The 15,319-nt window shown below is 48.2% G+C and carries 11 protein-coding genes; 5 read left to right on the top strand and 6 right to left on the bottom strand.

Annotated features, from left to right (window positions below):
* Positions 1-4 precede the first annotated feature (4 nt).
* Positions 5-2,098, top strand: a complete 2,094-nt coding sequence (locus FN124_RS13880; RefSeq protein ID WP_142685304.1) for a xanthine dehydrogenase family protein molybdopterin-binding subunit — start codon at positions 5-7, stop codon at positions 2,096-2,098.
* Between the two features lie 74 nt (positions 2,099-2,172).
* Here the strand turns inward: FN124_RS13880 and xylA are convergent, their stop codons facing one another.
* Positions 2,173-3,501 carry a xylose isomerase gene (xylA, locus tag FN124_RS13875; RefSeq protein WP_142685303.1) on the bottom strand — a complete coding sequence of 443 codons (1,329 nt, stop codon included), beginning with the start codon at positions 3,499-3,501 and terminating at the stop codon, positions 2,173-2,175.
* Positions 3,502-3,639: 138 nt separating this feature from the next.
* On the opposite strand from xylA, the gene FN124_RS13870 reads away from it, so the two are divergent.
* On the top strand, positions 3,640-4,479 hold the full coding sequence (locus FN124_RS13870; RefSeq protein WP_185937190.1) for an AraC family transcriptional regulator: 840 nt from the start codon (positions 3,640-3,642) through the stop codon (positions 4,477-4,479).
* Between the two features lie 91 nt (positions 4,480-4,570).
* Here the strand turns inward: FN124_RS13870 and FN124_RS13865 are convergent, their stop codons facing one another.
* From FN124_RS13865 to FN124_RS30895, 3 genes are all read right to left on the bottom strand, one after another.
* Entirely contained in the window at positions 4,571-6,955 is a 2,385-nt protein-coding gene (locus FN124_RS13865; protein WP_142685301.1) for an ABC transporter permease, read from the bottom strand.
* Between the two features lie 195 nt (positions 6,956-7,150).
* Positions 7,151-7,414 carry a hypothetical protein gene (locus tag FN124_RS13860; protein ID WP_142685300.1) on the bottom strand — a complete coding sequence of 88 codons (264 nt, stop codon included), beginning with the start codon at positions 7,412-7,414 and terminating at the stop codon, positions 7,151-7,153.
* 37 nt (positions 7,415-7,451) lie between these two features.
* A complete protein-coding gene (locus FN124_RS30895) occupies positions 7,452-7,622 on the bottom strand; it encodes a hypothetical protein (RefSeq protein WP_185937189.1) in 171 nt (56 codons plus the stop codon).
* A 310-nt stretch (positions 7,623-7,932) separates the two neighbouring features.
* Between FN124_RS30895 and FN124_RS13855 the strand changes: the two genes are divergently transcribed.
* Positions 7,933-9,468, top strand: a complete 1,536-nt coding sequence (locus FN124_RS13855) for a DUF5010 domain-containing protein (protein WP_142685299.1) — start codon at positions 7,933-7,935, stop codon at positions 9,466-9,468.
* Between the two features lie 133 nt (positions 9,469-9,601).
* Here FN124_RS13855 and FN124_RS13850 read toward each other — a convergent pair whose 3' ends face one another.
* A complete protein-coding gene (locus FN124_RS13850; RefSeq protein ID WP_142685298.1) occupies positions 9,602-10,489 on the bottom strand; it encodes a hypothetical protein in 888 nt (295 codons plus the stop codon).
* Between the two features lie 128 nt (positions 10,490-10,617).
* A complete protein-coding gene (uxuA, locus tag FN124_RS13845; RefSeq protein WP_312847223.1) occupies positions 10,618-11,787 on the bottom strand; it encodes a mannonate dehydratase in 1,170 nt (389 codons plus the stop codon).
* A gap of 265 nt (positions 11,788-12,052) precedes the next feature.
* Between uxuA and FN124_RS13840 the strand changes: the two genes are divergently transcribed.
* Positions 12,053-13,096, top strand: a complete 1,044-nt coding sequence (locus tag FN124_RS13840) for a LacI family DNA-binding transcriptional regulator (protein ID WP_142685297.1) — start codon at positions 12,053-12,055, stop codon at positions 13,094-13,096.
* 52 nt (positions 13,097-13,148) lie between these two features.
* A complete protein-coding gene (locus tag FN124_RS13835) occupies positions 13,149-15,299 on the top strand; it encodes an alpha-glucuronidase family glycosyl hydrolase (RefSeq protein ID WP_142685296.1) in 2,151 nt (716 codons plus the stop codon).
* Positions 15,300-15,319: the final 20 nt, after the last annotated feature.

Raw genomic sequence — 15,319 nt, 5'->3', positions numbered from 1 at the left:
GGTAATGAAAAATTTAGGCACAAAAGAAGCTTCCGTTGAAGGGATCAACAGGCGGAATTTCCTGAAACTGCTAGGCGGCGGCATCGCGGTGGCCCTTACCTATACGGAGCTGAACGCATTGTCAAAACAACCGGGCCTCTTTCCTCCCGCTGATGATACTATTGCCGCATGGATCCATATCCTGGAAAACGGAACGGTCACCGTTTACACCGGGAAAGTGGAAGTAGGCCAGAACATCCGCACTTCTTTATCGCAGGCAGTGGCGGAAGAACTCTCCCTTCCTGTTAGCAGCATCGAATTGATCATGGGTGATACCCTGCTTACGCCTTACGACCGCGGCACCTATGGAAGTCTTACTACGCCTGCTATGGGGCCGAAGCTGCGGAAGGCAGCCTCCTCCCTGAGAGAAGAGCTGGCAAACATGGCAGCCAGACAATGGAATGTTGGCAAACAAACCGTAGAAGTAAAAAATGGGCAGGTCATCCACACCCCCTCGGGTAAAACAGTTAGCTTCGGCGATCTCACAAAAGGACAGAAAATACTGCTGCCGGTAAATGACCAGGTACAGCTCACACCGGCGGATAAATGGAGCACCGCCGGCACCGCGGTAGCAAAGGTGAATGCGAAAAGTTTTGTTTCCGGGAAACATAAATACGTATCTGACATGACCCTGCCGGGTATGGTATACGGGAAAATACTCCGCCCTCCCTCCTATGGTGCATCGCTGCTTTCAGCGGATACTGGGAATGCAAAGATCTCTTCCGGTGTAACTGTTGTTAGGGAAGATAATTTCATCGGTGTAACCGCCCCTGATCCTCAAACAGCCGCCAATGCGCTGGCCAGGATAGAGGCCCGCTGGAAAACCACCCCACAGCCTTCCAGGGCGGAAATTTTCACGTACCTGAAAACGCATTCGGAAAACAGGGAAAAGGGCGCTCCGGAAGCCATCAGAGCGGCCTGGCAGGCAGCCCCCATACAGGTACAACAACATTTTGAAGTGCAGTATATCGCCCATGTTCCGCTGGAGCCGCGGGCAGCGCTGGCGGTATGGGAAAATAAAAAGCTAACGGTATGGACCGGCACCCAGCGCCCTTTCGGAGTACAGGAAGAGTTGGCGGAAATATTCTCCATCCCGAAAAATAATATCCGGGTGATGATGCCGGACACCGGCTCCGCCTACGGTGGAAAACACAGCGGGGAAGCGGCGGTGGAAGCAGCAAGACTGGCCAGGGCCACAGGTAAGCCGGTAAAAGTATTGTGGACGCGTGAAGAAGAATTCAAATGGGCTTACTTCAGACCCGGTGGGCTCATTGAAGTAAACGCCGGCGCCGGTAAAGAAGGATTGCTTACTTCCTGGGAGTTTCATAACTACAATTCCGGCGGCGCAGGCATCGAAGTGCCATATGAAGTGGCGCAACGGCATATTCAATACCATCCATCCGACACACCGCTGAAACAGGGCTCCTACCGCGGGCTTGCAGCTACGGCCAACGTGTTCTCCATCGAAAGCGTGATAGACGACCTGGCCTGCCAGGTAAAACAGGACCCGCTCCAGTTCCGGCTTAACAATTTAAAAGATGAAAGGTTTAAACAGGTACTGGAGGCCGCAGCATCCAAATTCGGCTGGAAGCGGCAAAAGGAAACCGGTCGTGGTTACGGTATAGCCTGCGCATTTGTAAAAAACGCCTATGTGGCCACCTGTGCGGAGGTAGCTTATAATAAATCCAACGGGCAGTTGCAGGTGCTCCGGCTGGTGGTAGCTTTTGAATGCGGCGCCATTGTAAATCCCCTGCACCTGGAAAACCAGGTAATGGGTTGCGTATTGCAGGGACTTGGAGGCGCGTTGTTTGAAGCGGTCGATTTTAAAGACGGGCGTATTTTAAATCCATCCCTTTTCAGCTACCGGGTGCCGCGGTTTGGGGATATTCCCGAACTGGACATCCTGCTGCTCAACAGGAAGGATCTTCCCTCTTCCGGGGCAGGCGAAGCGCCGATTGTTGGCGTGGCCCCTGCCATCCGCAACGCAATAGCAGATGTTACCGGGGTGAAACTGCACAGTCTTCCGCTGCTGCCACATGGAATGACACTAAAAGTCTAAAAAAATCCCACCCGCTCTTATGAGAGCAGGTGGGAGTAATAGCCACGAGGGCCATAACGGGAATGCTTAAAATGCTACAAATAGTTATTAATGATATTCTCCAGGTATTCCTGTCTTCCGCTTCTCACTGCCGGCTCTCCGTTGGCAACGGCAAAAGCGCGCAGGTCTTCCAGGCTGGCCTGTCCTGCTTCAAATGCCTTTGCAGTGGCTGCATCAAAAGAAGCATAACGTTCCTGGCGTAATTTTTTGTAATCACTTTTCTCAAGGATCGCATCAGCGGTGATCAGGGCACGGGCAAAGCTGTCTACCCCACCGATGTGTGCATAGAATATATCAGCAGGATCGGTAGAGTTTCTCCTGATCTTTGCATCGAAATTAATACCGCCTCCTTTAAAGCCACCGCCTTCAAGGATAATCAGCATCGCTTCTGTAAGTTCGTTAAGATTGGTAGGGAACTGGTCTGTATCCCATCCATTCTGGTAATCGCCCCTGTTGGCGTCAATGCTTCCCAATAAGCCGGCATCTATTGCTACCTGCAATTCATGCTGGAAGGTATGGCCTGCCAGTGTAGCGTGGTTCACTTCAAGATTGAGCTTAAAATCGTTCAGCAGGTCGTACTGGCGAAGGAAGCCGATCACTGTTTCTGCATCATAATCATACTGGTGCTTGGTAGGCTCACAAGGCTTAGGCTCAATAAAGAAAGTGCCTTTAAACCCATTCTTGCGGGCATAATCCCTTGACGCCTGCAGAAACCTGGCCAGGTGCTCCTTTTCCTTTTTCATGTTTGTATTTAACAGGCTCATATAGCCTTCACGACCGCCCCAGAAAACGTAGTTCTCTCCGCCTAACGCAATGGTAGCATCAAGTGCAGCCTTTACCTGTGCTGCCGCATGGCTCAGTACATGGAAGTCGGGGTTGGTGGCCGCACCGTTCATATACCGGCGGTGACTGAACAGGTTTGCGGTTCCCCATAACAACTTCACCCCGCTCTCTTCCTGCTTCTGTTTCAGGTACTGTGTAAGCGTTTGCAGGCGCTTTTCATTCTCCTCGATATCGTTTGTATAATCCACCACATCCACATCGTGGAAGCAATAGTAAGGGAGATTAAGTTTGGTAATGAGCTCAAAAGCGGCATCAGCCTTATCTTTCGCCCTGGCAACAGGATCTGTGTTCTTATCCCATTCAAAAAGATGCGTTGCTTCTCCAAAAGGATCTGCGCCTGTTCCATTAAAAGAGTGCCAGTAAGCAACAGCGAAACGTAACCACTCTTTCATTGTTTTGCCGGCTACTACCCGGTTCTCATCATACCAGCGGTAAGCCAATGGGTTATCTGTCTTTGGACCTTCAAATTGAATAGCCGGAATTCCTGCGAAGAATGTTTTCTCTCCTGTAACTGTTTTCATATCGTGTTTTTGATAAGCAAATATTGCCTGATTTTAAAAAGTATTCAACCGCTATTTTTGAAAGAAAATATGCTATCTTATCAATATTTCGACATATTCATCCATTTAAATGATAAGATGGCTTATCTTAGGGCCTGTATGAAAACGATTCTTCAAAAAATCACCAATGATTCAAGCCAGAGTTTTGCCTGCCGCATTTATGAAACACCGCAGTTCGAAACCAGCTGGCACAAACATCCCGAATATGAATTGATCCTGATATTAAAAGGACATGGAACTGCTATGATCGGAGACTATGTATGCGATTATAAAGTGAACGATGTATTCTTCATGGCAGGCAATCTTCCGCATTGGTTCAGGAAAAGCCATCCGCAGATGAAAGGGGCCGCCCTGGTGATACACTTCACGGCCGACTGCTGGGGAGAGGGATTGTTACAAATGACGGAGATGAAAACGATACAATCCCTGCTGCAAAAGAACAACGGTATACAACTGGGGAAGGCGCTGAAAAAGGAAGTGTCGGAAAGTATGCAGCTGATGTACCGCGAAAAAGGATTTGATAAACTCATCCTGCTATTGCAATGCCTGCATAAAATAGGCCATTCCACGCAATATAAAACCCTGTCGGAAGACTTCAACGACACCGGCAACGTAGTGAACCCGGTCATCGAAAGAATTATTGATTTCTCTTTTAAACATTACCTGGAAAAAGTAACCCTGGAAGAGGTAGCGGCTATCGCCAATATGAGTGTGCCCAACTTCTGCCGCTTCTTCAAAAAAAATATCAAGAAAACATATTTTGATTTCCTGAGAGATTTACGGATCAGCCACGCCTGTAAACTACTTACCTCCACTACCCAGCCAATACTGGATATCTGCTATGAAAGCGGTTATAAAAGCTGGGCGCATTTCAGTAAACAATTCAAGGAAGTAAAGCTGCAAACGCCCAGCCAGTACCGTAAAACGTATTTATCGTGATACAAAAAGGCCTGTTGTAAATAAGTACAACATAACTGGTTGGAAAAACGCCGGCCCCATCACTATGAAGAAAACCGCAGGGAAACAACTGCTATTCCGTTCTCAAACTTTTTACAGGATTGGCTATAGCGGCCTTTATTGCCTGGAAGCTCACTGTAAGCAGGGTAACCACTACAGATAACGCCATCACCAGCATAAATACCCATACACCAATATGAATTTTATACTCATACTGCTTTAGCCAGTTATCCATGACATAAAATGCAATAGGTATGGCAATGGCGCATCCTGTTAACACCAATACCACGAAATCTCCTGAAAGCATCTGCCACAGGTTTGTTACACTGGCCCCAAGCACTTTGCGGATACCGATTTCCTTTGTCCGTTGTTCTGCCATAAAAGTAGCCAGGCCAAAAAGGCCCAGGCAGGAAATAATAATGGCTAATACTGCAATGATGGCAGCTAAGCTTCCCACCAGCTCTTCATAGTTGAATTTCCTGGCATACTCCTCGTCTGCGAACTTGTATTCAAAAGGAAAGGAAGGATTATACTTATCAAACACCGGCTTCATGCGGCTAATGGCTTCAGATACCGGCATACCGGGGTTTATACGGATGCAAAGCTGGTTCACCCAGCCTTTAAAGAACACGATCATTAAGGGGGAAACCTGTTGAAAAGGGGATTCCATCTGCATATCAGGCACTACGCCAGTCACCGTCCGGTTCTCTCCATTCCATTTCAATACCTCCCCTACAGGGTTCTTCAGCCCTATGCGCTTTACAGCCGCCTCGTTTAACAACACGCCACTTGAGTCGGTAGCAAAATCCCTCGAAAAATCCCGGCCTTCTTTCATTTGAATACCCAGTGTTTTCGTATAGTCATACTCGGTAGCAATGGTTGGGAAAGAGATCAGCTTGTCATTATGCTGGCTCCCCTTCCATTCCCAGCCGCTTTGTCTTGCCCAAACTTCGGTGGGAGGCGAATTGGTTTTACAAACGGAAACCACGGCGCCGGAATTTAACAGCTCCTGTTGTAAAGGATCAAAATTCCTCTTGATATCATCAGAGTAATTAATGGAAATCAACCCATACTTATTAAAGCCAACCGGGCGGTTCTTTCCGTACTGAATTTGCTGGTAAACGATAATGGTGCCAATCATCAGGACCACAGAGCAGGCAAACTGGGTTACCACCAGTATTTTCCGTGGCAGGGCGCCGCCCGGCCCAACGCGGTGCGTTCCTTTCAGCACTTTTACCGGGTTAAACGACGACAGGTAAAAGGCAGGATAACTGCCTGCCAGCAACCCGGTTAATACGGTAAACACTATCATAATCCCCCAGAAATAGGGATTGGTGATCTGCAAGCTCATCGTTTTTTCGGTAAGCCTATTGAAATAAGGTAAAGCAATAGCCGTAATGCCCAGGGCCATAAAAAAGGCCAACACCGAAATAAACAGCGATTCAATCAGGAATTGTCCCATCAGTTGTTTCCGTAAACTGCCTACGGCCTTGCGGATACCCACTTCCCGTGACCTCTTTTCAGACCGGGCTGTGCTCAGGTTCATAAAATTAATACAGGCAATTATCAATACGATCAGGCCAAGCGCTCCAAACATCCTGATGTATTTAATGAAACCGCCGGTGTTCACGCCATTTTCAAAATCGGCGTATAATCTCCATTTCGACATAGGAAACATCGCCACTTCCGGCTTTGAGTTGATCACCAGCTGGTCGCCGGGAAAATGATCCAGTATTACATTCTTTATTTTGGCATTTACGGTGCCGGGATCGGCATGATCGTTCAGCTGCACAAACGTACGCCAGGAGTAATTTCCCCAATTGTCTTTGTAAGTTTTGATATTAGGATAGATATTTTCCTGTAGCTGCCAGGGAAGTAACAGGTCAAAAACAAGGGTAGCATTTTTGGGCTGCCCGGCAACAACGGCGGTCACTTTCAGGTCGTAGGCATTGTCCAGCTTCACTATTTTACCAACAGGGTTCTCCTTCCCGAAAAGCGTATGCGCCGTTTCTTCTGTGAGCACAATGGAGTATGGATCATGCAAGGGGTGGCTATCACCATTCAACACCTTAAATGAAAACATATCAATGGCTTCCTCCCCTATAAAATAGCCCTCCTTACTGAACCGCTTATCGCCATAGGATAAAGAATGCCTTCCTCCCCAGTCGCACATGGCTACCCCTTCAAATTCGGCAAACCTGGCTTTCAGCTCATCTCCCATGGATAAAGGCATTCCACGGTTGGTACGCCTTACCCCGTCAGTAGTTTGATGCATGATCACCTGGTACAGCGTGCTGTAATGCTTATGATGCGTATTAACGGAAACCTCATCATATATCCACAGGCCAATGAGCATAGCCACTGCTATACCTGTGGCAAGACCGAAGATATTGATGAAAGAAAAGATCTTATTTTTAGCCAGGTTTCTCCAGGCAACCCTGAAATAGTTTTTCAGCATAAATAGCGACTTTGGTCAGATGACACGCCCCACAATAATGCCAGGTATTTTATGACTGTTAATCATTGGGATATACATATTTTTGGGAAAAAAATGTCCGGTATTGGCACAAGGGTCGTCCGGTTCCATAACACCGCTTACTGTGTGGATACGCTGTCGTTATACAGATAAAAAAGAAAAGCCTGAAACGGGCAGCTAATTCATCACGCCTGTAAATTGAGGAAGCTGGTTGATTACCAGCAGCAATCCCAGTACCAGGAACACCCAGAACCTTATTCTACGGTAGTTGGGCTCAGTGATGCTGTAAAGCAGCAGGCAAATCAGCCAATAAAGGATCGCTACCACCCTGAAAGCCATGGAATCTTTCATGTAGGTATTTGCAATGAGTAAAAGTATCAGCCCCACCGCTTCCAGGGGCGGGCCAAAACGTTGCCAAAATGAAACCAGTTTTTCTCTCATGACAATTATATCTTTCGTTAAATAATTTAACTGCTCGTCATCCGGTAATGGCATTGAAACGCCCCTGAACAGGTATTGATTGGAATTCCACGAATAGAAACCAATCGCTCCCCTGCCCCGACCGGGTATCATCAATATCAAAAATAAAATCACCTGCCTGGAAATAATCCTTACCATCTGCCGGCAGTGCAAAAGCATGAGTGTCCATGAGTCCGTTCTTTTAAGATGCAGCTTGTTTCCGTCAAACTGGGTTAACCGGGTTATCGTTATAGGCGTAATGATACGGAAAAGCTCCGAAAACAGCAAGCGTCCCTTTTTTCGTAGTGTCTTCCACGTTATTAATGCATTTGTTAAGCCTTTTGTTAAGCAGGTGCTTCTACCTTCGCCTTTTAAACCCACGGTATGAATTATTATCACCCGCCATGAGGCAGCGGCATCACTAATGCTGCGCCCCCTTTCCACGTTAATAGGCATTCTTCTTTCAATGCCTCATTTACCATCTTATAAAACTTCACATTATGAAACACCTGTTATTTGTTAGTGTACTGATCACTGTAGTGAGCATATCATCCTGCTCAAAGAAAGCACTGGAACCGGAAGCTGTTCCAGGTGACAAAACGTTGTCGGCCTCCGCGAACACCCTGGCGGCGACCCAATTTATTGGCTCCGTAGTTGGCTTCAATAACACCATCCGTTCAGGAGGAGGCCCTAATCCCACACCTGCAGGTAACATCCTTTACAACCTGCCCCTGTATAAATCATCTGCCAGCGAAGACGACTGGTGGGATAACCTGGTGGAAGAATTTGCCTTCAGCGGGCAGGACTTCTTCGCCGCCAATTGCCGTGGCTACAGTCCCAATGTGCCTACCGTTGACCATGGTGATCCGCGTAAGCTGACAAAGCTCACGCAAGCCATGGACCGCAGGGGGGTAACCGGTAAATTCACCATCGCTGTATTTGATGACTGCCCCTCATCCTGGTGCGCCAACAGGAATGTGGATAACGGGCTGGGCTATACGACCTCCACTCCTTTCGACTGCGGCGATACGGCCAATTATAAGTACATCTGGACCTACAATATCAAAACCGCCTATCAGAATATACCAGACGCCAAACGCTTTAAGTATAACGGCAGGCCGGTGGTGTTTTTCTGGGCCGTGCATCCCAGCTGGGCTATTAATTCCGGTAACGGTAACCTGAAGAAGATCCTGCAATATATACGCACCCAGTTCAACGCTACCTTCGGACAAAATCCTTACCTGGTCATTGAAAAATCGTGGATCGACAGAGACCCTGCCGTGAACGACCCAACGGTAACGGATGCCGTGCATAACTGGTTTAACATGACTAACCCCTCCACGCTGTATACTTTCAACGGTGTAAAAGTAGGCTCCGGCGTGCCTGGCTTCCGCGTAGTGCAGGGCACTACCAATATGTTCATCGATGCCAACCACGGGCAAACCTGGATCAACACGCTCACCAACACCTGGGGAGCCGGCGCCCTGTTTACCTTACTGGAAGGCTTCACCGATTGTGCAGAGAATGCCGCTATTTTCAGGAGCAAAGATGTTACTTATTATGATTATCCCAATCAACGTATCAATATCCTGCGGCGCTTCAGCAATGACCCATATCCTGCCACACTGAAAGTGGAAGCGGAAGGATGCGATTTTTACAATGACCTCAGCAGCGGCAACAGCGGCGGTACTTTCCGTGATGGCGACCTGGACATCGTGAAAAATGGCGACACCTACGGCGGATGGCATGTGAACAACACACAGGCCAACGAATGGCTGGAATGGAGAGAGCTTCCCTTCAGCGCCGGCAACAGCAAGTTCGAAGTGCGCTACTCTTCCAACCAGGCGGCTTCTATCCGCTTCAGTGTTGATGGTGTGGATCTGCCGGTGATCAGCATGCCGGTTACCGGCAACGGCGCCTGGTCACTCATAGACGCAGGCACACTTTCCTTTCCCGCGGATGGCCATCACACGGTACGCCTGAAAATAGTATCTGGTTCCTTAAGTATTAATTTCTTTAACAGGGTGAGTTTATAAAAAAACAGCCGGCTCAAAACAAGAGCCGGCTGTTTTTCATTGCTGATGGTTCCAAGCCTGGTAGGTTCCACGGTAATGGTGATTTCTGTTTGCACCATACTTACGCAGCAGGCGCCCTTACAGGAGTGCTTGCTTATACCTGTTCCCTGGGTTGAAGTATCCAGGTATTTGCCTCTGTTAAAATCCCCAGTGCCCATTCCTGTACTTCGTCAGGCACCAGATACAGTGTGGAAAGCGGGTAGCTGCCATCATAAAACGGGATTTTTTCAATGTTAAAACCAGCAGCTTCATAAAAAGACATAGCAGCAGCTTCATCTGCAAAATCATTTGCCGTAATATTTCTTCCTACCTGTTCTGAAATGTTGCCCAGCACAGAAGTATACAGTTCTTTGCGGCTGCCGGTTAGTGCGGCAAATAATTGCTTCCGTATATCTGAAAACATTATATCCGTAGTGATCCAGCAACCACCGGAAACTTTAAGCAAAGCCCGTATATTCTCCGCCATGATCTTTTTCTCTGAAGTATTTAAATACATCAGCAGGCCTTCGTTACAGATATCAAATGTTTTTCCCTGGAAATGCCCTGCAGCATTTTCAAGCTGCGCCTTATCCAATACATTGGCTGCATGGAAATGAATACGCTGCATGGGCAATCCCTGTCGCCACCCTATACTGTTGATAACAGGCTGGCTTTCTGCAAGTATTTCCGGTAAATCTGTTCCTATATATTCAATCCCTGCCGCTGCAAGCTGCAAGCCACGGGGCGATAAGCCACAGGCCAGTTCGATGATATGCTGTGCCCCGCTTTTCATAATAGCGGCATCAATGGCCTTATACCTTGCTTCCAGTATTAAAGGAGAGAAGGTGATCATGGCGGCTATATTATTGCCGAGCGACTGCTGCGCGGTTTGCTCTGCCTGCAGGGCAACCGCAATTTCCTTTGAGAAAGGAATATCCGATAAAGACTTCCAGTAAGCGGCAATTTTCGCGGTAGGGCTGATTTTGCTATGTGGGTTTTCCATCGTTTTTTTTACGACGAAATTACAGGCCGGAGCATGCGTCGCGCAAGTATTATCCGGTAAAACGCCTCCCGGGGAAGGTAAAAGCCACAGGAACACCGGTGTGTCAGCTACGGATACTAAAAATTATTTCAGGCCTGCAACAAACTGGCCAACCCTACCTGCAACCCGCGAAGCTCCGCAAGCCCCTTCAATCTTCCTATACATGAATAACCCGGGTAAGTGGTCTTATCCAGGTCGTCGAGCATCTGGTGACCATGATCCGGCCGTACCGGTAAAGAAACGTCCCGTTGTTTCATCAGCAGTAACAACTCCCGAACAATGGCTACCATGTCTGCATCACCATCTAAATGATCTGCTTCAAAAAAGTTCCCGGCAGCATCCCGGCGGGTATTACGCAGGTGAAGAAAATGGATATGCGCTCCCAATCGCCGGATGATCCCTGTAAGATCGTTGCCCGGCCTTACCCCCAGTGATCCCGTACAATAACACAAGCCGTTGGCAGGCGAAGGCACTGCGTTTACAATGTTTTGCAGATCCTCTTCCGTGCTCACCACACGCGGTAATCCCAGCACCGGGTAAGGCGGATCATCAGGGTGTATGGCCAGTTTCAGGTCCTGTTCTTCCGCCACCGGCACTACTTCTCCCAAAAAATAAAATAAGTGTTCCCTTAGCTTCGATGCATCAATATCCCTGTAGGTTTGCAGTGCGGCCAAAATTTCTTCCGGTGTAAATCGCCCGGTGCTACCCGGCAAACCTAATAAGGCATTCTGGAATACCTTATGTTTTTGCTCTTCGGTATGCGTATGCAGCCATTGTTCTGCCGCTGCAGTTTCAGCGGCGGCGTAATCTTTTGCAGCGTTCTCTCTTTTCAGCATAAAAAGATCAAACGCCACAAAAGCGGCGCGCTCAAAATAAAGAGCCTTGCTCCCCACAGGCAGGGTATAACTGATATCTGTACGTACCCAGTCCAATACAGGCATAAAATTATAAGTGATCACATTCAGCCCGCAGGCGGCAAGGTTTCGCAGGCTTTGCTTATAATTGTCGATATGCGCCAGGTAGTTCCCGCTTTGCCGTTTGATATTCTCACTAACAGGCAAACTTTCCACTACCGTCCAGCTCATACCTTCTGCTTCAATCAGGGCTTTCCGTTGCTGAATTTCTGCTACCGGCCACACGTCGCCAACAGGAATATGATGTAATGCGGTAACAACGCCACCGCAACCCGACTGCCGGATGTTTTTCAAACCAACAATATCATGCGGCCCGAACCAGCGCATGGTTTCATGCATTAACATAAAATATTTATTTTTTGAGAGAGATGAATGTTGCATCCATACCGCAATAGCATCCATATCCCGGTTATCGCCTGTTTAGAAATTACTTCTCCTGTTGTTAGTCCCGGCGATGCCCTTACTTTTATTTCCCCGGTGGTTTGATTGATATCAGCGGGTCATAGTTTGCCCCGGGAAACGAATATAAGAAAAATCAGGAGTTACGTAACCGATTGCATTTGTTTATTCAAAAAAAGTTCATTTCCTTTGACGAACAAGCTGCACTAAAATGTCTGAAGACCGGGAGGTAACGATATATGATATAGCCAGATACCTGAATGTTTCGGCTGCCACTGTAAGCAGGGGATTGAAAAACAATCCCATGATCAGCAAAAACACCCGGAAAAAGATCACTGAAGCCGCCAAAACGCTTGGTTACCAATCCAATACATTCGCCAGCAGTTTAAGGAGCAGGCATACCCATACCCTGGGTGTGCTGGTGCCCCGGCTTAACAGCCATTTCATGTCGTCTGTACTGGCCGGCATGGAAAATGCCGCCAACAGGCATGGTTACAACCTTATTATTGCGCAATCGCTCGAAGATGTGGAGAAAGAAAAGCGCAATGCGGCCACCATGTTTAATAAAAGAGTGGACGGGCTCCTCATTTCACTCTCCTATAATACAACAGACATCCACCACCTGGAGCCGTTTTTCAAGCGGAAGATCCCCGTTGTTTTCTTTGACCGTATTTACCCGCACGAGGAAAGCACTTCCGTGGGCATCAATAACTATGAGGCGGCTTATAATATTACCAGGCACCTGGCAGAGCAGGGATGTAAAAGGATCATGCACCTGGGCGGCAACCTGTTGCGGAATGTGTACCAGGAGCGGCTGAACGGCTACCGCCAGGCCCTGCGCGACCATCACCTGCCGGTTTCCAAAAAGCTATACCTGACAAGCACCCTCTCCGAACAGGCCGGAACTGAAGCAGCCAGGTATATCCTGGACCTGCCCCCGGGCGAACGGCCCGACGCCGTTTTCTCCGCCAATGATACCGCCGCCGTGTATTGCATGCTTGCCCTCAAGGCAGCCGGGCTCCGTATCCCGGATGACATTGCCTTTGCCGGCTTCAACAACGATCCCATCAGCCGGGTGATTGAGCCTAACCTTACCACCATGGACTATTCCGGCGACAGCATCGGCAATACCGCCGCTACCTATTTAATTAACCATCTTAAAGGGATCAGCAACCTGTATACCACCGATGCCATTACACTACGGGCGGAAATGGTGATCAGGGCCTCTTCCCTGAAAAAGAAATTGCGGGAGTAAGTTTTTTTTGAGATATTTACGCAACCGATTGCGCAAAAAGTGCATAAAACACATGAAAAAGACCACGTTATTGATTTTATACTTATGCTGCTTCTTTATAACAAAAGGAGAAAACGGGTATGATCTCTGGCTGAGATATAAACCGGTCAGCAATAAAACACTACTCACATCTTACCGGGAAAATATTACTACCATTATTGCAGGCAACTCCTCTGCAACGATGAAAATTGTAAACGAAGAATTGTTTGCAGGCCTGTCGGGCTTACTTCAAACTAAAATAGATACCAATACCGCTATCCCCTGTAACGGCGCCATCATTGCAGGCACTCCCCGCTCCTCCTCATTGATCGGCCAGGCAGATATAACAGCACTGCTGAAAGATGCCGGCGAAGAAGGATTCGTTATCGTTTCGAAAACAATTAACGGTAAAGCCTGTACGCTCATCAGCGGCAATACCGAACAAGGCGTGCTTTATGGCGCTTTTCATTTCCTGCGTCTCCTGCAAACCTCCCAACCCATCCGGCAGCTGCATATCATCTCTGCACCAAAGATCCGTTTACGCATGCTCAATCATTGGGACAATGCCGACAGAACGGTGGAAAGAGGCTACGCAGGGTTCTCTGTCTGGAACTGGCATACGCTTCCTACGTATATTGATCAGCGTTATATCGATTATGCGAGGGCCAATGCATCCATTGGCATCAATGGCGTGGTGATCACCAACGTAAACGCCAACGCCCTTTTCCTCACTCCTGCCTATCTCGAAAAAGTAAAAGCCCTGGCGGATGTATTCAGACCTTACGGTATCAAAATATATCTCACCGCCAGGTTCAGCGCTCCTATTGAAATAGGAGGCTTAAAAACAGCAGACCCGCTGGATAAAAATGTACTACAATGGTGGAAGGGAAAAGTAAAGGAAATATATACCCGTATCCCCGACTTCGGCGGATTCCTCGTAAAGGCCAACAGTGAAGGACAACCCGGTCCGCAGGATTATAAACGCACCCATGCGGATGGCGCCAATATGCTGGCAGATGCCATTGCCCCATTTAAAGGCATCGTAATATGGCGCGCATTTGTGTACAGCCATGACAACCCTGCAGACCGGCATAAGCAGGCTTATGACGACTTTGCTCCGCTCGATGGGCAGTTCAGACCTAATGTAATGGTACAGGTAAAGAACGGGGCTATCGACTTTATGCCCCGGGAACCTTTTCATCCGCTGTTTGGCGCCATGCCCAAAACACCGCTGATGATGGAGTTCCAGGTAACACAGGAATACCTTGGGCAGGGAACAAGCCTTGTTTTCCTTGCACCCCTATTCAAAGAAACCCTCAACAGCGATACCTACAGCAAAGGGAAAGGCAGCACCGTAGCCAAAGTGATAGATGGCAGCCTGGAAAAACATTCCCTCAGCGGCATGGCCGGGGTAGCCAATATTGGTAATGACATTAACTGGTGCGGCCACCCGTTTGCACAAGCCAACTGGTATGCCCTGGGACGCCTGGCATGGGACCATACCCTTAGCAGTGGACAGCTTGCAGATGAATGGCTGCGCATGACCTTTTCAGATAATACGGACTTTCTGAAAGCGGCAACTGCCTTAATGCTGGAAAGCCGCGACATCATTGTACAATATTCCAATCCCATTGGTCTGCATCACATCATGGGTACCAGCCACCACTACGGGCCCGCACCCTGGGTAGACGACCAGCGCCGCCCGGAATGGAACCCTGTCTATTATCATAAAGCAGATAGCCTTGGTATAGGATTTAACCGTACTATAACAGGCAGTAACGCCCTGGCCCAATACTTTCCGGGTGCACGAAAACAATGGGAAGACAGCAGCACCTGCGACGAAAAATACCTGTTGTGGTTTCATCATGTATCGTGGAGTTTTACGGTAAAAAGCAGGCGCACTTTATGGGAAGAGCTCTGCTATCAATACTACAAAGGCGCTGAACGGGCAGGCAAAATGCAGGATACATGGAAAACACTGCAGCCGTACATAGACAAACAACGATTTGAACAGGTAAGCATGCTGCTGAAAATACAACATGAAGAAGCTATCTGGTGGAGGAATGCCTGTGTGCTGTATTTTCAGACCATCAGCAAAATGCCCATCCCTCCACAATATGAACAGCCAGATAAAACACTTGAATATTATAAACAGCTGCGGTTCCCGTTTGCTCCGGGAATTTAGCTACCGTATATTAAACTGAC

Source organism: Chitinophaga polysaccharea (assembly GCF_902150045.1).
Classification (GTDB): Bacteria; Bacteroidota; Bacteroidia; order Chitinophagales; family Chitinophagaceae; genus Chitinophaga; species Chitinophaga polysaccharea_A.
Note: the sequence above shows the minus strand (reverse complement) of the source record. Positions and strands in the feature narration are given on the sequence as shown.